General features: G+C 36.9%; 21 protein-coding genes and 1 riboswitch. Of the genes, 1 reads left to right on the top strand and 20 read right to left on the bottom strand.

Annotated elements, in window-relative coordinates:
* Positions 1-219: 219 nt before the first annotated feature.
* The 20 genes from IV36_RS05560 to dnaE all read right to left on the bottom strand — a co-directional run bounded on the left by IV36_RS05560 (position 220) and on the right by dnaE (position 21,762).
* On the bottom strand, positions 220-1,485 hold the full coding sequence (locus tag IV36_RS05560) for a tetratricopeptide repeat protein (protein ID WP_056991192.1): 1,266 nt from the start codon (positions 1,483-1,485) through the stop codon (positions 220-222).
* A gap of 197 nt (positions 1,486-1,682) precedes the next feature.
* Entirely contained in the window at positions 1,683-1,958 is a 276-nt protein-coding gene (locus IV36_RS05555) for an HU family DNA-binding protein (protein ID WP_004563421.1), read from the bottom strand.
* A 238-nt stretch (positions 1,959-2,196) separates the two neighbouring features.
* Complete coding sequence (gene der / locus IV36_RS05550) at positions 2,197-3,507, bottom strand: ribosome biogenesis GTPase Der (RefSeq protein ID WP_056991191.1); 1,311 nt, start codon at positions 3,505-3,507, stop codon at positions 2,197-2,199.
* Positions 3,508-3,648: 141 nt separating this feature from the next.
* Positions 3,649-4,857, bottom strand: coding sequence for a 30S ribosomal protein S1 (gene rpsA, locus IV36_RS05545; RefSeq protein ID WP_056991190.1), 1,209 nt, complete (start codon positions 4,855-4,857; stop codon positions 3,649-3,651).
* Between the two features lie 91 nt (positions 4,858-4,948).
* Positions 4,949-5,620 carry a (d)CMP kinase gene (gene cmk, locus IV36_RS05540; protein ID WP_056991189.1) on the bottom strand — a complete coding sequence of 224 codons (672 nt, stop codon included), beginning with the start codon at positions 5,618-5,620 and terminating at the stop codon, positions 4,949-4,951.
* A 70-nt stretch (positions 5,621-5,690) separates the two neighbouring features.
* Positions 5,691-6,314: a LysM peptidoglycan-binding domain-containing protein gene (locus IV36_RS05535; protein WP_056991188.1), complete on the bottom strand. Its 624-nt coding sequence runs from the start codon at positions 6,312-6,314 to the stop codon at positions 5,691-5,693.
* A 90-nt stretch (positions 6,315-6,404) separates the two neighbouring features.
* A complete protein-coding gene (locus IV36_RS05530; protein ID WP_056991237.1) occupies positions 6,405-7,838 on the bottom strand; it encodes a RecQ family ATP-dependent DNA helicase in 1,434 nt (477 codons plus the stop codon).
* The gene (locus tag IV36_RS05525) at positions 7,831-8,856 is read right to left on the bottom strand and encodes a helix-turn-helix domain-containing protein (protein WP_056991187.1); all 1,026 of its coding nucleotides are present in this window, start codon (positions 8,854-8,856) and stop codon (positions 7,831-7,833) included. The genes IV36_RS05530 and IV36_RS05525 overlap by 8 nt, the downstream gene beginning before the upstream one ends.
* 227 nt (positions 8,857-9,083) lie before the next feature.
* The gene (locus tag IV36_RS05520; RefSeq protein WP_056991186.1) at positions 9,084-9,662 is read right to left on the bottom strand and encodes an ECF transporter S component; all 579 of its coding nucleotides are present in this window, start codon (positions 9,660-9,662) and stop codon (positions 9,084-9,086) included.
* Positions 9,663-9,769: 107 nt separating this feature from the next.
* Positions 9,770-9,890, bottom strand: a riboswitch (FMN riboswitch).
* Positions 9,891-9,949: 59 nt separating this feature from the next.
* Complete coding sequence (locus tag IV36_RS05515) at positions 9,950-10,669, bottom strand: pseudouridine synthase (RefSeq protein ID WP_056991185.1); 720 nt, start codon at positions 10,667-10,669, stop codon at positions 9,950-9,952.
* An 18-nt stretch (positions 10,670-10,687) separates the two neighbouring features.
* On the bottom strand, positions 10,688-11,281 hold the full coding sequence (gene scpB / locus IV36_RS05510; protein ID WP_056991184.1) for an SMC-Scp complex subunit ScpB: 594 nt from the start codon (positions 11,279-11,281) through the stop codon (positions 10,688-10,690).
* Positions 11,253-12,023, bottom strand: a complete 771-nt coding sequence (locus tag IV36_RS05505; protein WP_056991183.1) for a segregation and condensation protein A — start codon at positions 12,021-12,023, stop codon at positions 11,253-11,255. The genes scpB and IV36_RS05505 overlap by 29 nt, the downstream gene beginning before the upstream one ends.
* Positions 12,013-12,375, bottom strand: a complete 363-nt coding sequence (locus IV36_RS05500; protein WP_056991182.1) for an N-acetyltransferase — start codon at positions 12,373-12,375, stop codon at positions 12,013-12,015. The genes IV36_RS05505 and IV36_RS05500 overlap by 11 nt, the downstream gene beginning before the upstream one ends.
* An 84-nt stretch (positions 12,376-12,459) precedes the next feature.
* Positions 12,460-13,347: a site-specific tyrosine recombinase XerD gene (gene xerD, locus IV36_RS05495; RefSeq protein WP_056991181.1), complete on the bottom strand. Its 888-nt coding sequence runs from the start codon at positions 13,345-13,347 to the stop codon at positions 12,460-12,462.
* A gap of 33 nt (positions 13,348-13,380) precedes the next feature.
* Positions 13,381-13,836: a ferric iron uptake transcriptional regulator gene (gene fur / locus IV36_RS05490; protein ID WP_056991180.1), complete on the bottom strand. Its 456-nt coding sequence runs from the start codon at positions 13,834-13,836 to the stop codon at positions 13,381-13,383.
* A 32-nt stretch (positions 13,837-13,868) separates the two neighbouring features.
* Positions 13,869-14,735 carry a CvfB family protein gene (locus tag IV36_RS05485; protein WP_056991179.1) on the bottom strand — a complete coding sequence of 289 codons (867 nt, stop codon included), beginning with the start codon at positions 14,733-14,735 and terminating at the stop codon, positions 13,869-13,871.
* A gap of 12 nt (positions 14,736-14,747) precedes the next feature.
* Positions 14,748-15,206 (bottom strand): DUF441 domain-containing protein, encoded by a 459-nt coding sequence (locus IV36_RS05480; protein ID WP_056991178.1) that lies wholly within the window; start codon positions 15,204-15,206, stop codon positions 14,748-14,750.
* Between the two features lie 294 nt (positions 15,207-15,500).
* Complete coding sequence (gene pyk, locus IV36_RS05475; protein WP_056991177.1) at positions 15,501-17,261, bottom strand: pyruvate kinase; 1,761 nt, start codon at positions 17,259-17,261, stop codon at positions 15,501-15,503.
* 72 nt (positions 17,262-17,333) lie between these two features.
* Positions 17,334-18,296: a 6-phosphofructokinase gene (gene pfkA / locus IV36_RS05470; RefSeq protein WP_010077819.1), complete on the bottom strand. Its 963-nt coding sequence runs from the start codon at positions 18,294-18,296 to the stop codon at positions 17,334-17,336.
* Positions 18,297-18,414: 118 nt separating this feature from the next.
* Positions 18,415-21,762 (bottom strand): DNA polymerase III subunit alpha, encoded by a 3,348-nt coding sequence (gene dnaE, locus IV36_RS05465; protein ID WP_056991176.1) that lies wholly within the window; start codon positions 21,760-21,762, stop codon positions 18,415-18,417.
* Positions 21,763-21,892: 130 nt separating this feature from the next.
* Here dnaE and IV36_RS05460 point away from each other — a divergent pair, with 130 nt between their 5' ends.
* Positions 21,893-22,072: a YjzD family protein gene (locus IV36_RS05460; protein WP_003690238.1), complete on the top strand. Its 180-nt coding sequence runs from the start codon at positions 21,893-21,895 to the stop codon at positions 22,070-22,072.
* Positions 22,073-22,137 lie beyond the last annotated feature (65 nt).

Below are 22,137 nucleotides of genomic sequence, written 5' to 3'. Positions count from 1 at the left end.
TTTTTTTTGAAAATAAGTAAAAAATCAAAAATAACGTTTTCTCCTTAATGATCTAATGCGATTATACAGAAGTCAGCTTTTAAAATGAAAATAGTACTTATTAGTTTAAAATTTTAATAACTTTCATATTCTTGTTTCACATTCAGACCTAAAGATGAAAAAAATAGTGTGCCATAAAACACTAAAATCGCGTCTCATGGCACACTATTATTGTTTCTGCTAAAAATCCTCAAGTAATTCATCTTCAAAGTTCTGCATTTCTAAATCATCAGGTACAAGCTTAAGATAAAGAGCAACATTTTGACGAGCCTCTTCGAGATTTCCAACACGTCGATTTAAAATAGCAAATTCTCTGAGAAATGTTGGATTATCATCATATACCCGACTTGCAGCTTGATAGTATTTGAGTGCTAATTCATCATTATCTAATGCACCGTATGACTTACCTAGATTCCAATAAATTTGAGGATCTATCTCGTCATTTTGAACAAATGAACTCAAAAAATCAATTGTTTCTTGATACTTTTGACGGCTAACTAGTAAATTACTGAGTTCAATTACTAATGTTAGGCTGTCTGGTTCCAGTTCAAGAGCTTTTTCCAGATATTCTTGTGCTTCTTCAGGCTGCTGCAGCTTCAAAGAAATCGAGCTAGCTTTCTCATATAATTTAATATTGTATTGATCTACCCGCAGTCCCTCTTGAAGTGTCTCAAGTGCATCTTGTAAAAATCCCATTTGTTCATATGCAGTCGCTAAAAATGGATACAGTGTCGTGTAATCTTTATTATCCTTTTTTAGTTTTTTGAAATTTTCAATGGCATCTTCGTAATTCTTGACTTGAAGCTGCGTAAACGCAATCTGAAAACGTGTATCAGGACTAATCTGTTCGTCCTCTAATTGTTCGAAGTACCCTAGTGCCTGTTCAAATTTACCAACTTCTGCATATGCCTGCCCAAGGCGCTGGACCATTGAAACACCTGCTAACTGAGTAAATCCCAACTTGACCAATGTAAGATACAATTCAATCGCTTTACCAAATTTCTTAGTATTAAAGTAAAATTCAGCTAGTCCAAAAATAACTGCCTCTTCATTCGGAGCAATCTTTAATGCCTCAAGAAGTTTATTTTCACTGACTTCCAGTAATCCTTGCGTCTGATACAAATCTGCTGCAACCAAAAGTGAATTTACATATGCATCAGAATCTGGCTTAACTGCGGATAAATATTCAAGTGCCTCATCATCATGCCCATCACTGACTGCAAGATCTGCCAATTGTACACGCAAAATATCTTCATCTGGAAACTTGACCAGAAGTGATTTATAGGCTTTTTTTGCAAAATCAGAAAATCCCAGCATATATAATTCCTCTGCTAGGCTATAAATGTCATCTGGATCTGCTTCTTTGAGGACCTGTTCAAAAACTTGAGTCGCTTTTTCAATATTTCCCTCTTCGATTAAATTAATTACACCTTCATAATGATTCATAAATTCCCCTTTTTTCATCCGTTTATTTAATAAATTCTGTGTAGAAAACTATAAAATAAGACTGTGAAGACATGGCAATTAAACAAAAATTTATACTACATTCACAAGGTTGGTTGCTATATTTTAACAAAAAAAGAACTGTAACAAAACCTTAGTTTTGATACAGCTCCTGACGAATAAGTATTAATGCTTAATGCTTATTTAACAGCATCCTTTAAAGCTTTACCTGGTTTAAATGCAGGTACTTTGCTTGCAGGAATTTGAATTTCCTTACCAGTTTGTGGGTTGCGACCCTTACGAGCTGCACGTTCACGCACTTCGAAGTTACCAAATCCGATCAATTGAACCTTTTCGCCTTCTGCCAATGTAGCTTGAATTGTTTCAAAAACTGCGTCAACAGCAGTAGTTGCATCTTTTTTTGTCAAACCTGTCTTTGTTGCAACTGTTTCGATTAATTGTGCTTTGTTTGCCATGTGTTTCACCTCCTCATACGAAGAAATAGGCACAGATAACTAAATATCCGTTGGCGTAATTTCGCCCTTGTCGTAATGACGAAACAATGACTAACAAATCATTATCTCTTTAAATAAGATAGCATATAAAGCCTAATATAACAAGGTTTTTCACCTTTTTTTTAAAAATTTAACCTTTCTGATAGGTGCTAAATATCAATAGAATATTAAGTCTAACATATTGGCCAATTAATTAAAACTATTTACGCTTGCGTTCAATTAAATGAACAGGAGTACCAGTAAAATCAAACGAATCACGTATCTGATTCTCTAAGAATCTTTGATATGAAAAATGCATTAGCTCAGGGTCGTTAACGAAGACAACAAATGTAGGTGGTTTAACCGCAACTTGTGTCGTGTAAAAGACTCTAAGACGCTTGCCATGATCAGTTGGCGTAGGATTACGAGCAATCGCATCCATGATCACATCATTCAATACAGCTGAAGGAATCCTTCGTTGATGGTTCTCATTGATCCGCTTAATCAAAGCAGGTAGCTTATCTAGCCTTTGTTTCGTCACGGCTGAAACAAAAATTATCGGCGCGTAGCTAAGATACTGAAATTCTTGACGAATTTTTTCCTCAAACTCTGTCATTGTACGATTATTCTTCTTTAGTGTATCCCATTTATTAACAAGAATAATAATGCCACGTCCTGCTTCATGAGCATAACCTGCAACTTTTTTATCTTGTTCTCGAATTCCTTCTTCAGCATTCAATACTACCAATACGACATCTGAACGATCGATTGCCCTCATGGCTCTTAAAACAGAATACTTTTCAGTATTTTCATAAACCTTCCCACGTTTTCTGATCCCCGCAGTATCGATAACTGTAAATTCATCACCTTGACTTGAAATAAAAGGTGTATCAATTGCATCTCTAGTTGTACCTTCGATATTTGAAACAATTACACGATTTTCACCTAAAATAGCATTTACAAGTGATGATTTCCCAACGTTAGGACGACCAATCAAACTAAATTTAATTGTTTTATCTTCTTCTTCAGCTTGATTTTCTGGAAAAGAATGACAGATTTTATCAAGCAAATCACCCACACCTATCCCGTGTGTACTGGAAACAGCTAGTGGTTCACCAAAACCAAGTGAATAAAAATCAAAAATATCTCCCCGTAATTCGAGATTATCAACTTTATTAACCGCCAAAATAACTGGCTTATCAGATTTATAAAGAATTCGCGCGACTTTTTCATCAGCATCAGTTATTCCTTCTCGAACACTGACAACAAAAACAATTACATCAGCTTCATCAATTGCAATTTCAGCTTGTTCTGTAATCTGGGTCAGGAATGGTTCGTCGCCAATATCAATTCCCCCAGTATCAATTAAATTAAACTTCTGCCCGAGCCACTCACTATGTGCATAAATTCTATCTCTCGTGACTCCGGGAACATCTTCAACAATAGAAATTCTTTCTCCCGCGATTCTATTAAAAACAGTCGATTTACCAACATTAGGTCGACCAACAATTGCTACAACTGGATTTGCCATTTTTGCATCCCTCTTTTCTATTTGAAATTAAAATATACTTATATCAGCAAAAAAACGATAGATTTGTTCAACAATCTACCGTTTCCGTGCTAAAGAATAACTACTAGATTTATCATACTAGAAAAACATACAACCAAGTGACTAATCTTGATGATCCTCATCCTTCAAATCACTAACAAGGTCACCAAGTGTAAAGCCCGTACTTTCATCTGGAAGATCAACTTTTTCTTCTGAAGATGCCTCTTTCTTAGCTTCACCAGCAGCACTTGGTTTTTCCTCAAGTGCTTTGATTGAAAGTGCCAGTCTATGCTCGTCAGCATGAACATTTAAGACTTTCACTTTAATTTTTTCGCTGGAAGTCAAGACTTCATTTGGCGTAGCAATATGCTTGTGTGAAATTTGAGAAATATGCACAAGGCCTTCAACACCAGGGAATACTTCTACAAATGCACCAAAGCTTGTAAGACGCTTGACTGTTCCTTCAAGTACATCACCTTCAGCAACTTTTTCTGTAATATTATCCCATGGTTGTGGCAAGGTTTGCTTGATTGAAAGTGAAATACGATCTCTTTCTGTATCAATTGAAAGCACCTTAACCTTAACAGTTTCACCAACCTTAAGTACATCGGAAGGCTTGTTAACACGCTCGTATGAGATTTCTGAAACATGAACTAATCCATCCACGCCACCTAAATCAACAAATGCACCGAAGTTTGTTAAACGTGCAACTTTTCCTTCGACAACATCACCCACAACTAATTTTGCTAATGTCTCTGCTTTCTTAGCCTCACGAGCTGCTTTAACAATTTCCTTATGAGAAAGAATTAAACGATTCTCACTTGGTTCAATTTCAATGATCTTGAGTTCAAGTTCTTGATTCTTGTATTGATTCAAGTCTTCAACAAAACGATCATCAACCATTGATGCTGGAATAAATCCGCGAACACCGGCATCAACTACTAGACCACCCTTAACTACTTGTGTTACAGGAGCAGTAATCGTCTCGCCAGCTTCAAACTTCTTCTCAATATCATCCCAAATTTTACGTGCTTCAAGACGACGTTGTGATAATAAGTAACTACCGCCTTCTTTGTCGGAACCAATACGAGAAATAACTACCAAGTCAATCACATCACCAATAGTTACGTCATCTGACACCTCTTGATCAGGTTTCAAGCTAAGTTCCTTAAATGGAACTACACCTTCAACACCTGCTCCTTCAATCCCAACAATCACTTGTTTAGCATCATCAATGGCCAAAACTTCGCCCTTAACGACATCACCTATTTTTACTTCATTTACGCTATTTAAAGCTTCTAATAAATCCTTGTTTGCATCTGATTCACTCATGGACCATGTCCTCCTTAACGACTCAACTCTAATCTCTATTCTAGCTGAATTCAATCAAAAATTCCAGTTAAAATACACTTTTAGTGAGATTTCAAGCTTTTTTTCCAATTATTTTCATTATTTTGTCAACAACCTGCTCAATTGTTAGGCTTGTTGTGTCTAATTGAACGGCATCATCAGCTTTTACAAGCGGCGAAATTATTCTGGTAGAATCTTTACGATCGCGCTCTTCTATTTCTCGCTCAAGAATCTCAAGCGGTGTCTGGATGCCTTTCTCGATGTTTTCCTTGTATCTTCTCAGCGCTCTTTCTTTTACACTTGCTACCATAAAGATTTTAACTTCAGCATTGGGCAAGACAGTTGTTCCGATATCTCTACCATCCATTACGATTCCACCGTCACGTGCAATCTTTTGCTGTAAATCTGTAAGATACTTGCGGACCGAAACCTGAGCAGCAACTGTAGACACATTATTACTGATCTCAGGCATTCTAATTTCTTCTGTCACTTCTTTTTCATTCACAAAAACTCTTTGTCCATCAGCTGATGGCACAAACTTAATATTGATATTGTCCAAAATTGCCCCTAATGATTCTTCATCATCAAGTTGAACTCCATCATGAATTGCCGCCCAAGTGACAGCACGATACATTGCACCGGTATCACAGTATATGTAATTTAATTTATGCGCGACAAGTTTTGCAACTGTACTTTTTCCAGCCGAAGCCGGTCCATCAATTGCAACTTGTAATAACTTCCCCATCTTGACTAAACCTCTCCATGAAAATATTATTTTCTATCTCTATTATGATTATGTGTTTATTAAGGCCACACTATTTGACACGAACTGACTCACCTGGAGTAAGTGTTGAACTTGAGCTCAATGTTGGATTCAGCTCAAGCAGCTCTTGAACGGTCAATCCATTATTGACCGCCACGCGATAGATTCCCTGACCAGCAGCAACTGTGACATACTGAGCACTGGCCGATGATGAAGAGCTCGATGTTGTACTGTATGCACTGGACGAATCTGCAGTTTCACTGGAACTCGATGCTGTTGTCGCCACTTCACTTGAACTGCTTGAAGTTTCTGCTTCCGTATACTCTTTAGTAGACTCAGAAGAAGATGACTCAGCGACTGAACTTGATGAGCTCTTTTTAGACGATGATTCTTTTTTTGAACTACTACTACTCTTCTTGCTCGAACTTGATTCAACTACACCTACATTGTCACTACCTCCCGAAGAAGACTGTGAAGTCTTCTGCGAAATAAAATAAAGTGCAACTGTTCCTAAAATAATTGCAATGAACACAACTAATAATGATGTGGTTAACACGCTATTTGCTCGGTTACTCTTTCGGCTAGCTGTCCGTGAATAGTTTCCACTATTGTCACGAGCATCGTCAAAAGATTTATCCCAAGGTTGCTGTTTTTGGTCCGGAGTTTTACGACTCATGAAAATTTCCCCCTCAAATAATCATTTATTATTCTACCATACGTTACCACAGCAAGTCATAGTTCTTTACTTAAGAATTACATTTAATCACTAAGTCTTAAAAAAAGATTCAAGAATTACTCTATAGTTCACCAGTGAATCCTTTTTATATTCCTTTTTTTCAAACTTAAACTCATTTAAATTCAATTGTTCTCCCTTTAACTGACAGCACCTTTCGTTATGCTCGGGAATCACATTTTCTCCAAAAGACTTTAGTAAATATTTTCTTCTACATCCATCATCTGTAATATATCGCAATAGTACATTTAATTTCTCTAATTTTTCCTTACGTCTCTTAGAAAAAATTGCTTTAATTTTGTCAGTTTTTATATTTTGGTCAAAATAATACTGCAATACTCTACCCTTACTGGACAGGTCATCAAACTCACTCTCAGTATTAAAATTATCAATATCAATATCATCGGGCAAACTGTCTATGCTAAGCTGTTGCTGCAATCCAATATCTGTTTTTGAATACAGTAAGACTGCAATACTTCTTTTTCCATCCCTGCCAGCTCTCCCAATCTCTTGCACATAGCTACTCAAGTCACTTGGTAGATGATAGTGTATGACGTAGCGCACGTCCTGCTTGTTTATTCCCATTCCAAAAGCACTAGTAGCACAAACAATGTCTAACTGATTTTCCATAAACTGATGCTGTATTGTATAACGATTCATTACACTTAAATCTGCGTGATATGACGCCGCACGCAAATTAGTTTTTATCCTGATCATCTCGCTAATTCTATCGGCCTGTTTCTTACTCGAGAAATAAATTAAACCTGGCCCATTAAGCTGGGAAATCAATTCTATCAAGTATCTATTCTTTTCTGTTGAAGACGGTGACTCGTGTACAGCCAAAAAAATATTAGGACGATCAACAGAATAACGGATTACGTGCGGAGTCTCACTACTATCAAATAAATTTGCTTTTATATCCTGGGCAACTTCACTTGTTGCTGTCGCAGTCAAAGCCAGTGTAAGCGGACAATGTAACAATTTACGGAAGTTCTTAATACGCAAATAATCTGGGCGAAAATCAGGCCCCCACTGTGAAATACAATGAGCCTCATCAACAACTAGGAGCCCGATGTCTATTTTTGATAATTGAAGTGCAACTTTATCATTTTTTAACATTTCTGGTGATACATAAATAAATGAATAAGATGCTATGTTGTTCAAAATAAAGTTTTTCTCGTTGTACGACAATTCGGACGTCAATGCTACAACCTTTTTCTCACCGCTATATTTTAATTGTTCTACCTGATCATTCATCAAAGACAAAAGGGGAGATATTATCAATACTGTTTTCTTAATAATCTTGCCAGTTAACTGATAACACAAGGATTTACCTGTTCCTGTTGGTAGAATACCCAATGTTGAATTATTTGCAAGCAGGTTTTTGATAATCTCAATCTGCCCCTTTTTAAACTCAGAATATCCAAAATATTGCTTTAAAAGTTGATTTAATTGCAAATTATTCAATTTTTTTGCTCCTTTCAATCTGAAATAATCTAAATTTGAAAAACTCAATGTGATCGTCCAACTGCTTATAATCCCAGTCAATTGCCTTGCCTGTGAGAGTACTCGTCATAATGCTGTAATCATCAGCAGTTATAATCCTATGGTATACAAAATCTTCACGTAGAATTGCACTTTCCAACAAATGCTCCTTAATTGTACTCACCCTTAATCTACGCTTTTCTGCGATTTGTTCTATGCTCAGATCGTCATTGAATAGTTGGTAAGTGATTAATGCACTTTTGGATAGTTTTTCCATAGTACTTAGCGGGACGACTAACTGTCTAAAAATAGAGTCGCTCTCTAGAAGAAAAAATGCAAATTGCATGCTTAAATCTCTCCACAATGAAATAACATCTTCATGAGAGAACCTTGGAAGCATGGTTGCAACTTGTTCAGCTGTCTTTCCGATAGTTTCATGTCCACTGAAAAGTGCCATAAAAATATTGGACTGCTCTTGTGGAAAACGCCCTAAAAAAAGTTTAAGTAACTGTTTTAAGCTATTAGCAAGCTCATTCTTATTCGCAATATTTTGATACCAATTCTTAAAGAAAAACTGAGCTCTAATTGAGGAACCAACCACGTAATAACGATGATTATGATACGATAGCTCAGATATTACTTGAATCAATAACGGCAAGAGTTCAAGCCATTGTTTCTCATTTATATGCTGAAAAAGCGATGGTTCAGTTATTACATAACTCTTTTTTTGATAATCCTTTTTCTGAATAATTCCAGACGCCGATAAGATAAGACCCTTCGAAGTTGTAGCAAGACACCCTTTTTCACACAGATTATCTATTTGCAAATCAAATTGCTTTTCATCTAATTCAGGTTCAACATTCAGCCAATCTAAAATGTGATACTGCATTCCCCAATATAGACTTGAAACAGTTCTTTTATTACTTAGCACTTGCCTGATCACTGCATGCCTTCTTGGTTGAATATCCGAAAAGAAAAACAGCCACTTATTATTGTTCAAGAATTAACCTCCCCTATACATCCTACGATTATTCTACATTATTAATATATGTTTAGTCAGTATCATTAATATTATCTGCAAGATTAATAAAAAAGTAAATGGAGTCAACTGTATTATTTATTTCCAATGATTATCATTCGCATATTGTATCTAATCTTGGTTCACAACAAAAAAGCAGAACTAGAAGTTTTTACTTCTAACCCTGCGTAAAAAATTATCTATTAAGATTATTTCAGAACAATTGATTGCTTAACAAGCCATTCTTTCATCTTAGCAAACAAGATCCAAAATGCTGCTCCAACCAAAACCCCTTTAATTAAATTGAAAGGAACAATGCCAATTAAAACAAGTTTTGCTAGTGGCATGGATAACTTCATCCCTAAAACACTCATATACAAAGGCATAATTACAAAATAATTGGCTAACGATAAGATTACAGTTAAGCTTAATGTCCCCAAGAAAATAGAACGGACGATGTTCCAGACACTTGCATCATAGCGTTTACGTAATGCGTAAAAAATTGGCAATGCGAATGTCATCGAAGCAATAAAATTCGTTGCTACCCCAATCAATCTATCAATTGATGGACCAGAAATTAGAAAATAGAGAATTGAGCGAATCAAAGCAATCTCAATTCCTCCAAGCGGTCCAAAGATAAACATGCCAAAAAGAATTGGTAAATCCGAAAAATCAACTTTCATGTAAGGAACCAGCGGAACTACCACAAAAGACAAGAACATCAATAAGTATGAAATACCCGCTAAACTAGCAGAAATAACATAACGACGTGTAGCTGTATAGACCATCAAAAAAACCTCCTGATGTTCATCTTCACGGGTCTTATTTGAGAATACAAAAAAACCTGCTGATCAGAGACCAACAGGGTTCAATTGACTTTTTATAATCAAACAAGCCCTATCTTCTTTATCCAGACTTTACTGTCGGTTTTGGAATCACACCAAATCAACTGCACAAATGCAGGTCGCGGACTGTCACCGCCGGTCGGGAGTTTCACCCTGCCCCTGAAGATAAACCATATTATTTTGTTACTCTTGAATTTTAGCATTATCTACACATTAATGCAACTATTTATTTACTTACTTTTAAGGCGTAAAACTTCATCGTGCGTTAATTCTCTATAATCCCCAGAGGTTAAACCATCCAATGTTAAAAAACCGTACGTTTCACGCTTTAACTTCTCCACTGGGTGACCGATTGCATCAAACATTTTTTTTACTTGATGATAACGGCCTTCATGAATTACTAAGGAAACAAGAGCCTTGTTCTTCTTCTGATCCGCTGATAGTAGTTTTGCCTTTGCAGGTGCGGTCTTTTTACCCTCAATCGTCACACCTAAACGCAATTTTTTAAAATCATCATTCTCTGGTATACCCGAAACTTTGGCAACATAGGTTTTATCAACCTTATTTCTTGGATGCATTAACTTGTTGGCCAAATCACCATCATTAGTCATCAAAAGCAATCCAGAAGTATCATAATCAAGTCTGCCCACCGGATAAATTCGTTGCTCAATGTTCTTAAAATAATCGGTTACGACTTTCCGTCCCTTATCATCACTCACTGCGGTAATAACTCCGCGTGGTTTGTAGAAAAGAAAATATACCTTTTTTTCTGTATCCAGAGTTTTTCCAGCAACTACAACTATATCACTGCTTGATACCTTTGTGCCAAGTTCCTTAACTATCTTGCCATTCACAGATACCTTGCCATCCAAAATCATCTTTTCAGATGCTCTCCTAGAAGCTACACCCGCATTTGCCATAACCTTTTGTAAACGTTCATTTGATTCCATATTTGTTTCTCCTATTTTTCATTCATCATCTTCGAGGGTCTCATTAAATAAGTCTAATAAGTTTTGTTCTCCATTATTCGGCATACCCTCTTCTTCAGATATCTCTGGTAAAGGTGGTAATTCATCTAACGAATGCAGACCAAAATAATTCAAAAAGTTCTCTGTTGTTTTATACAAGATAGGGCGACCTGGCGCATCAAGCCTTCCTGATTCTTCAATCAATTCAAATGCCAGCAACTTTTGAATTGATCCATTTGACTTAACACCACGAATTTCGTCAATACGTATACGTGTAACAGGCTGTTGATACGCAATGATTGCAAGTGCTTCTAATGCTGCCCGTGAAAGAGCTGACATATTAGGGGCCTCAAAATAATCCCGTAAAAGATCTGCAAACTTGCTCTTAGTGGCTAAGCGATAGAACTCATTAGTTGTAATTATTTCAAGACAACAACTTTGATCTTCCGCATATTTTTTATTTAAAAGACCGATTTGCTCCATCACAGCTGGCTTTAGCAGTCCAGTCAATTGTGAGAGCTGGGCCAAGGATATTCCTTCATTTCCTGCAACAAAAAGAAGAGCTTCAATCTCTGCTTGAATTGTTGATTGCATTAACTACACTCCTCAAAATAATGGTATCTAAACTCTGTTTTTGAATTATCTCGATTGTTCCTCTTTTTACTAGTTCCAGCATCGCTAGAAAACAAGTTACAATTTTCTCAACTTGTACTTCTTCTTCAATAATCAAAGAATCAAAAGAAATAGAATCATTCTTCAGTAAACGGTAAAGAATATTTGTCATTTCCCCCTCAATTGTAAAGTGTTCTTTCCTAATGCTTCCCTTTTTTGCAATGACCGTTTTTTTGCTGGCCAGTAGTCGTACAAAGGTCTGTTTCAAGAGCACTGCAGGCTGGCTGCCGCTCAGTAGCACTTTACGCGTGTCATCTGGTTTCTCAGCCTGTTCTCTAGTATAATGTAGTGCTCTTGACTCAAAAAGCTCATCCAAGTTCTCAGCTGCCATTTGATAGCATTGATGTTCCAAAAGCTGTTGAACAAGTTCAAGTCTTGGATCATCGATCGTCTCATCATCTTCCAACTCATCATGATTAGGCAAGAGCATCTTGCTTTTTATGTTTAACAATGTGGAGGCCATCACCAAATACTCCCCAGCTATATCGAGCTCCATCGTCTGCATTTGATGCAGCTTTTCAATATACTGCGAAGTTATTTCTGTCATTGGAATGTCGTAAATGTCCATTTGATTCTGTTTTATAAGGTGCAATAACAAGTCCAAAGGACCTTCAAAACTTTTTATTTTGAAGGTCAGCTTCTGGTTTTCAAAACTAGTTACCATTATTACGGTGCTCCCACTTTGTAATTAGTCCAGCCGTTTCAAGGCTCCCCATCATCTTTCTTCCTGGATATAGCTTGCACAATCCACTAAGCATATCAAAGCTGACGCCCTCATTTCTCTCTGCAGGTGTTATTGCAATATGGCGTACCATCAAGATATCATCCGAAATCTCGACACCAATAACCCCAATAAAGTCGCCATTATCATTCTTCCAAAGATAAAGGCAACGTTCATCAGCACCACTGTACCAATTCAATTCAGTTTTTAGATGTGAGTACTCCTTCAAATCTGGGATAAATGAAAGTAATCCCATCGTAATTTTCTCATAATCGTTTTTATACTTATAAAGCATGATGACCTCCTGTGGTCTCAAAAAGGTATTAATAAGTAAAGTTGCATCAACTTTATCATAATTCTATTCTTTAAACAATTTATTCTAAGCACGTGGATGATATTTTCCGTAAATTTCCGCTAATCTTCTCTTTGACAAATGTGTATAGATCTGAGTCGTTGAGATATCTGAGTGTCCTAAAAGTTCCTGAACGATTCTCAAATCTGCCCCATTTTCTAAGATATGAGTTGCAAATGAATGTCTAAGTGTATGCGGCGTAACATTCTTTTCAATCCCTGCCCTTAAAACATCTGCCTTCAAGTTTTTCCATATACCTTGTCTTGTCAACTTTCTTCCATGATGATTTAGAAACAAAAAATTACTTTGCTGTTTCTTCAATAACCTAGGACGAATGTCATTCAAGTATTTCTCAACCCACGAAATAGCCTTATCTCCAATTGGAACTATTCTTTCTTTTTGTCCCTTTCCAATTGTTTGAATCAATCCCAAACTCAGATGCAAATCCGCAAGCTGAATATTGATCACTTCACTGACACGCAATCCAGTAGCATACATCAATTCTAAGATGGCACGATTTCTGATGCCAAGAGGCTTTGAAGTATCGGGTGAATTCAAGAGTCTTTCAACTTCAGATGTTGAAAGTACCTCTGGAAGATGTTCACTCTTTTTGGGAGCGTCAATTAATTCCATTGGATCATTTTGAATAATACCCTCTTCAACCAAATATTGAAAGAATTTTCTTAGACTAGTCACAGAGCGTACTATCGAACTTGTAGCTTTTTGCTGATTGGATTCTAATTCTAGAAAATCAACAATAATCTGTCTCGTAATAACTGTGAAATTATCAATTTTTCGTGTTTCAAGAAAGGCTATAAATTGCATCAAGTCATTTTGATAGCTGCTAACCGTATTTTCAGAAAGTCCACGCTCTACTTTTAAATAATGTATATAATCTAAAATAGTATTTTTGATAAACTCACCCTCATTACTGCTGCTCTACCGGCCCTATTTTTTCTTTGCCAAGCAGTCCGCACAGATACCGTGAAAAATCAAGCGATGATCTGTTACCTCAAAACCAAATTTGTTTTTAACTTCCTCTTCAACATCTAAAAGTAAGTCTTCATGAACCTCTTGAACCTTACCGCATACCTTACAAAGTAAATGGTGGTGAAAATGTCCCTGATCAGATAACCTTAAATCATAGCGCGACATGCCATCTTCAAAATTAATCTTGTTCACTATCCCAAGTTCAAACAAAATTTCAAGTGTTCGATAAACAGTAGCTAAGCCGATATCAGTCTCTTTTTTACGTACAAGAGTAAATAATTCTTCGGCGGAGAGGTGCTTTTCACAATTATGTAAAAGGGTGCTGACAGTAGCACGTCTTTGTGGTGTTAACTTCAAACCAGCCTGATGAAGTTGGGATTCAATGTCAGTTATTCGTGTCTCCAAAAATTCCATTACATTAACTCCTTCTTTCTCACACCAAATGGTTATTTTTCGTTAAGATACATTTTCCCATCAGTTTGTTTTACCAATCCAGCTTTCATAAGATGTCCGACAGCACGTTTGAATTGGCCCTTGCTGATTCCAAAATAATCCTTAATATCTGCTGGTGTAGATTTATCGGTATAACTTAGAACACCTTCAGAATGCTGTAATGCTGCTAAAATCATCTGTGCATCATCACTGATAGCCTCATATGCCCTTCTGCGCAATGAAAGATTCAGTGTTCCATCCGTCCTGATTCCAATCACTCGTGCATTGAGATGTTCTCCTAAACGTGGTTCGCGGTCTCGTTCGCTTGGATGAATAAAACCTAATTCGAAATCTGAAGTTATGACATGAGTACCTGCCAACTTCAAGCGGTAGGCAATTGCTTCAACATTCTTATTTTTCATACTATCATCCGCTTTGCCAGAAATACCCTTAAAAATTTCTTCGCTTGCAATTGTTCCCCAAAGGCGTCCTTTTGCGTCGACTCTAAGAGCAATCATTAAACTATCGCCCTTTTTGGGCCAGAGGTTTGTCAATTCAGGAAGTTCATCAAGTGAAACCGCAACGTCCTTATTTGGTAATCCGATATCAACAAATACACCTAAGTCGCGTCGACTAGAAACAACTTCTCCAAATGCATAGCGCCCAATTTGACTGGTCGGAATTTTCTTTGTTATCTGCAGTTCATGATCCTCATTTTCATATGCAAATCCAGAAATCAAGCTTCCGTTAACTAGTTCCGATTCAGATTCTTCTTTAGCCAATCTAAAAGTTGTTCCTTCACACTGCAAAAAATAAAAATCATCATTCTGATCAGTTACACGGGCTTCTATAATGTGGCCAATCATTTTATCTTTTTCCATTATTTTCCTCCATTAGTTAAGACTCACATGTAACAAACTCATTATACAATAAGCAATTCCTGAAGCAATTACAGGTCCAGCAGCGACTCCTCGCAAGAAGACGACACCAATTATTGTACCAATCACCAAGGCAACTGTCACTTGAGGAGAACCAGCCAGCAAAGAAATCCCTTGACGGGACAATACTGCAACCAAGATACCGCATGCAACTGAAATAAGTCCTACAGGTGTTTTGAAAATTTGTATCAAGTCATTAAAAGTTATTTGTCCAGTAGCGATTGGAATGAGAATAGCAACTGAAATAACTGTTACACCCCAATTGATACCCTTTGTTTGTATTACTGGCATCCAATTATTCGTAAGTGGGATTGCCTTCAACGCTAAAACAACTACCGCAGCAATTGTAAGTGAATTATTCTTTGCAAATAAAGCCACCAAGAAAATAATTCCCAAAAAAATCCAACTTTCCATTCTTCCACCCCAATGTATATATTCGTTACCTATTTTACCCGAAACCATTATAAATTGCTAATTAATATCTGGCCCTACTCAGTAAAAACAGGGAAAGCGACAAGTTATTCTCACAAAAAATATCATTTATAAAATATTCTATCTGATGTCTATACATTCTTAATATTCTGACAAAACAAAAAAGTTGTACCATTAATTTTCCTGGTACAACTTTCCTATTGAGAAGTGCAACAAATTTAGAAAAACTAACTTTTATAGCACTTATTCTCTTTATTTAAAATTAATCTCAGAATCCTAAAGTGCGCTTGAAGCACCACGATAAACGATTCCACGACGTGAATCAACCGTTACAACTTCATCATTTGAAATCAATGATGTTGCACCTTCTGCGCCGACGATTACAGGAATTCCCATAGAAATACCTACAACAGCAGCATGTGATGTCAATCCACCGTTTTCAACGATTAAAGCACTTGATTTTTCAATAGCAGGCAAGTATTCCTTGTCAGTTGTTTTTGTAACTAAGATTCCGCCTTCAACAGCATTTTTATTTGCTTCTGCAGCTGAACTAGCTACAACAGCTTTTCCAATAACTGTTTCATCACCAACACCTTGACCTGAAACAAGCTTTGAACCGATCAATTGGATCTTCATAACATTTGTTGTTCCTTTTTCACCAACTGGAACACCAGCAGTAATCAAGATCAAGTCGCCTTCCTTAGCAAATCCAGCTTCTTTAGCCTTTTCTGTTGCCAAGGCAAACATGTCATCAGTTGAAGCAGGTGTTTCTGCAAGAACAGGATGAACACCCCAGTTGATTGATAAACCACGACGAGTACGATCGTCGAATGTTACGGCTAAAATATCAGCATCTGGACGGTATTTTGAAATCATACGTGCTGTATGACCAGACTTAGTAGCAGCAACAATTGTTTTAATTCCGAGGTTGTTAGCTGCTTCAGCAACGGCACGGCCAACAGCTTCCGTTACATCTGTCTTATCAAAGTCATTGATTGAAAATGTATGATGTTCGCGCAATGTGTTTTCAGCCTTAATATCAATACGTGCCATTGTTGCAACTGCTTCAACTGGGTAATCACCATTAGCACTTTCACCAGAAAGCATTGTTGCATCTGTTCCATCAAAAACAGCATTGGCAACATCTGAAGCTTCAGCACGTGTAGGACGTGGGTTTTCTTGCATTGAATCAAGCATTTGAGTTGCAGTAATAACTGGTTTGCCAAGAGCATTACATTTCTTAATCAATGTCTTTTGAACCAATGGAACATTTTCTACAGGAATCTCAACACCCATATCACCACGAGCAACCATCAAACCATCTGAAACCTTAATGATTTCGTCAAAATTATCGATACCTTCTTGTGATTCAATCTTAGGGAAGATTTGTACGTGTTCCATATGTTTTTCTTCAAGTAATTCACGAATATCTAAAACATCTGCTGGTTTACGAACAAAACTTGCTGCAATAAAGTTAATTTCGTTATCTAAACCAAAACGGATATCATCTGAATCTTTTTCAGTAATACCTGGTAAGTTGATAGAAACACCAGGAGCATTAACACCCTTACGTGAGCCTAACACACCAGCATTCAAAACTTTACATACTAATTCTTTTTTATCTTGATCGATTTCTTCGATCTGCATGTCAATCAAACCATCATCAAATAATACGTGACCACCTACGTGGACATCATCAATCAATCCAGGATAAGTAACTGCGATCTTCTCACGAGTTCCTTCGATAGAGCTATCCATTGAAATACGAACTACATCGCCGATTTCATAATGAATTTTGCCTTCTTTTTGAACAGTTGTCCGAATCTCGGCACCCTTGGTATCAAGCATGATACCAACCATTTTTCCTGTAATCTTCTCTGCTTCATGAACGAGCTTAATACGTCCTAAATGTTCTTCATGATCACCGTGAGAAAAGTTAAAGCGGAATACGTTGGCACCTGCTTCGATTAACTTAACGATTGTTTCCAAACTATTACTAGCTGGACCAAGTGTACTTACGATCTTGGTTTTCTTCATGAGTAAAATCTCCCCTTTGAATAATTTTTAAAGACGACTTTAATGTCAATTCTTTACAAAGTTATTAGTGCATTAGAAACGAAGACGATCATTTAAATCAAGCAATGATACGTCTGTAATATGCTTATGGTTCTCTAAGGTATCGATGATATCAGTTGCAACTAGCTTGTTATCTCTGATACCAATCGCTAAACCGCCCTTTCCTTCAAGCAGGAGACGGACAGCATAATCGCCAAACATGCTTGCAAGAACACGATCTTTTGCAGTTGGACGTCCACCGCGCTGTACGTGACCCAATGTGATCGCACGGCTGTCAAAATCACCATATTGATCAAGTTGCTCTTTAAAATCAGCTGCAGACATGACACCCTCAGCCAAAACAATCAGGCCATGCTCTTTGCCATTCTCATAGTTGCGTTTAAGATGTTCCGCAATTTCCTTAACATCGTACTCACGCTCAGGAATGACAATTGCATCAGCATCAGCACCAATCCCTGCCCATAGTGCAATATCACCGGCACCACGGCCCATGACTTCGACAACGAAAGTTCTCTGATGAGAAGTAGCCGTATCATTAATTCTGTCAAGCGCATCAAGCGCAACATTAACAGCTGTATCGAAACCAACTGTAAAATCAGTACCTGGAATATCATTATCAATAGTCCCTGGTACACCAATTGAATTAAAGCCATGCTGTGTAAGACGCTCGGCGCCATGATAAGATCCATCTCCACCAATCACAACTAAAGCATCAATTCCAAACTTCTTAAGCTGTTCAATTCCCTTAAGCTGCGTTTTTTCTTCCGCAAATTCAGGGAAACGAGCTGAATATAAAATTGTACCACCACGATCAATGATGCCATCCATATCCTTTGACTCTAATCGACGAATATTTCCAGCAACCAAACCCGCAAAACCATAATTAATACCATAAGCTTCTAGGCCCGCTGAAATAGCTGAACGAGCAATCGAACGGACTGCAGCATTCATCCCAGAAGCATCTCCACCACTTGTTAAAATACCTATGCGTTTCATTTTTTTCACCTCAAGTAAATATAATGGAACAACACATTCTCCAAGGGTTATAGTATCACTTTTAGGAGTAAATGTCTTGTAAAATTACAAATTAAATTCAATTTATCACATGATATTTTCATTTGTTTTCATTTTGAAAGACAACGTTGTTTTTTCCAATCAACTTTATTAACTGTTCTTCTAATTCTGACGACCTGTTTACCCAGTACTTTTCGTCTAAAACCCATTTCACAGCTTTTTTCTCCTCATATAGGACAACTGGAATTTTTCCAGCATGTAACTGTAATATTTTCAAAAGTTGTTTGTTTATACTGCTTGAATCATTTTCGGTTAGTCTTAAAAATAGCCTCCCTTTCATTTCTGTTTTCAAACTTTCAGCTGAAACCATCGTTGAAACGATAATTTGTATCTTTTGATTGCGTTTTTCACTCTTTCCAGAAACAAGATAAACCTGATTTGTTTGCAAGTCATCATCAATCTTTTCAAAAATACTTGGAAAAAGCGTCAATTCGATTTCGCCTGTCTGGTCTTCTACCGTTAAAAAAGCCATCTGTTGACCAGTTTTTGTTCTAATTACTTTTATCTTCTTAACCAAACACAAAATTTGCTGCTTCTCATTTTCGTGAACATTTGCTATCATCTTTGCGTTATGCAGCTGTGCAACCTCTGCAAACTGCTCTACTGGATGAGCCGAAAGGAAAATACCAAGATACTTCTGCTCTCCAGCTAAAATCTCTTCCAAGGGAAGTTCTGTATATTTTTCCTGCTTGGGTGCTAGCAGTGATAACAACTCACTGCTCTCTCCACTCAACTCAACATTGCTCATCTTTTTGCTAAGATTGCCCAGTAAAGTTGCACGATTTTCAGAAAATGAGTCAAAAGCGCCAGAATATATCAAAGCCTTAAGTGGTTCCTCTTTTAAAAATTTGTGATTAATTCTTCTTATGAAGTCATCAAATGAACTATACTGACCGGTGCTCTTACGTTCTTCGATGATTTCTTTGATAAAATCTCTGCGCAAGGTCTTGATGTTACCCAAACCAATAATCAAGTTCTTTTTCCCAGAAAAAGTATAATAATTGCTTCTGTTTATATTGGGAGTCTCAATCTTTAATTGATGCTGCTTTGCTTCAACTATAAAATCCCTTGTCTTTATCCTGTCACCGATAACAGAATTCAAAATTGCTGCAAAAAATGGCGCAGCATAGTGAACTTTTAAATAAGCAAGCTGAAATGCTATTTTAGAATATGCAATGGCATGCGAACGGTTAAATCCATAATTAGCAAAACGTTCGATATAATCATAGACTCGTTCTGCGTTTTTTTGAGAATATCCCAACTTTACGGCACCATCGACAAACTTGGACTTCAATTCCTCAATTACACTAGCCTTCTTTTTACTCATTGCTCTTCGCAATATATCGGCTTGCCCTAAAGTAAATCCACCCATTATAGAAGCAACTTGCATAACTTGCTCCTGATAAACTAAAATTCCATACGTATTCTTCAGGATTGGAATTAGCGAATTATCTGGATAAACAATCTTCTCCTTACCATGTTTGCGAGCTATAAAGTGCGTAATATTCTCCATAGGACCAGGTCTAAACAATGCATTGACAGCAGCAATATCCTCAAAAGAAGTTGGGTAAAGATTACGCAAAACATTGCGAATACCGGATGATTCAAACTGAAACACACCGCTAGTATCGGCCCTTTGAAAAAGCCGAAGTGTCTCTTCATCATTCAATGAAATTTTATTTATATCAACGGTTTGACCAAAATTTCTCTTTATTCCAGACAATGTGCTATTTAGAATCGTTAGGTTTCTCAAACCTAAAAAATCAATTTTCAGCAATCCTACACGTTCAACATCATCTTTAGTATATTGTGTCAGCAAAACATCATCGTTACCCATTTGCAATGGCACAACTTTTCTCAGATCTGCATCACTTAGAATCACTCCGGCAGCATGAACTGAATAATGTCTAGGTAGACCTTCCAGTAGCAGTGCAGTTTTAAATAAAAGCTGATTGCGCTCATTTTCGTTGATTAAATTCCGCAACTGAATAGATTTCTTCTCAGCATCTGCCAATGTAATTCCCAATTGACTGGGAATTACACGACTCCAACTATTACTTTCTACTTGCGAAAAATCCATTACTCTTGCAACATCGCGCAAAGCCTGTTTTGCACCAAATGTCCCAAAAGTGATTATCTGTGCCACATGGTTTTCGCCATATTTTCTATTAACATATTCAATTATTTCCTGTCGTCGATTATCTGGAATATCCAAGTCAATATCGGGCATTTGTGCACGTTCTTCGTTTAAAAAACGTTCAAAAAGCAAATTGTATTTAATTGGGTCAACATCTGTAATTCCTAGGAGGTACGAAACCAGCGAACCAGCAGCAGAACCACGACCGGGGCCAACCAAAATCCCATGTTCATGGGCATAATTTGTGACATCCCAAACAATCAAGAAATAATCTGCAAATCCCATTTTCTTAATGATATTTAGTTCCTTGTTCATTCTTCCCAGATATTTTTCAATTATGTTCCGCGATTGATCTCGCATTCTTCCCTGCATTCCTTTACTGCAAAGCTGTTTCAAGTAAATATTGGCATTAATGCCTTGTGGTGTTTGGAATTTTGGAAGTATTACTCTTTTTGGCGAAAAAGCGAAATCAACTCGTTTAGTCAGAGAAATCATATTTTCAAATGCTTCAAAACGATTTTTTTCTAAATAGTCTTGTTTTATGTCATTTAACGGTTTTAGCCATGAAGTACCATTCAAATTATTTGCATACTGCAATTCTTTGCTGTCTAGCTGTTTGTTCTGCTTAATTGCATCCATGACTTTACAAACAAATAAATCATTCTTTTCTAAATACTTAACAGATTCAACAGCAACAGTTTTAATATCCATTTCATTTGCATATTGCAATACTTTATCATACAGTGCATCTGATGTCGCTGCACTTATTCCAATATACAAATTTTCTTTCAACAAATTTCTACCTTGTTTCAGGTATTTCCCTGCAAGTTCGCTCTCTCCATCCAATAGCTTGTTGACAAAAAAACTATCCTCAGGGGGAATTATCGTAATTATATCTTCAAAAAGGGCAGCATTTTTCTTGATTATGAACTCTGGATTATTCTTTGCAAGCAACAATTGTTTTTGAGTCGAAATCTGAATCAAGTTGTGATACCCATTCTCATTTTTAGCAATTAAAATCAGTGTTTCTTTTTTGTCGGTGGATGTCTCTAATGTCATCCCTATAAGTGGTTTAATTCCTTCAACACGACATGCATCATAAAATGAAAGGGCTCCGTACATAACGTTTATGTCTGTTAAAGCTAGTGCTGTGTATCCCTTTTCTTTAGCACTTTTAATGACATCTTTTAATCGAATTGAACTTTGCAGCAAACTATAACTGCTAATCACTTGAAGTGCTGCACCACCCATATTATTCACCCCTTACTCTTATCTAACATTATAGCAATACTCTCTAAAAAAAACATCTTGGACCTTTTTAAGGAGTGCCAAATTACAAAAAATGTGCTAAACTACAGTTATATTGTGAGGTGTTGCATAGATGGCTAAACAGTTAACGATTTTATTTTGGGGCTTCATCTATGGTGAAGTCATTGGCTATATCAGTGCCGCTCTTTCAGGTGGTACATTTTCACCACTATTTAGCGGGCTCTTTGCAATGGTAGTCGGATTATTGCTCGTAAATGGATTGAACTACTTTGTAAAGTCTCCAACTAAGTAGCAAAAATAAAAGAGGCTGTGACATAAGTCTCCATAATAAAGGCCGGTTTGGAAAAATCTTTGGTT

This window comes from Liquorilactobacillus mali (assembly GCF_001437155.1).
Lineage (GTDB): Bacteria > Bacillota > Bacilli > Lactobacillales > Lactobacillaceae > Liquorilactobacillus > Liquorilactobacillus mali_A.
The sequence above is the reverse complement of the archived record's forward strand: the minus strand, read 5'-3'. Positions and strand labels throughout refer to the sequence as shown.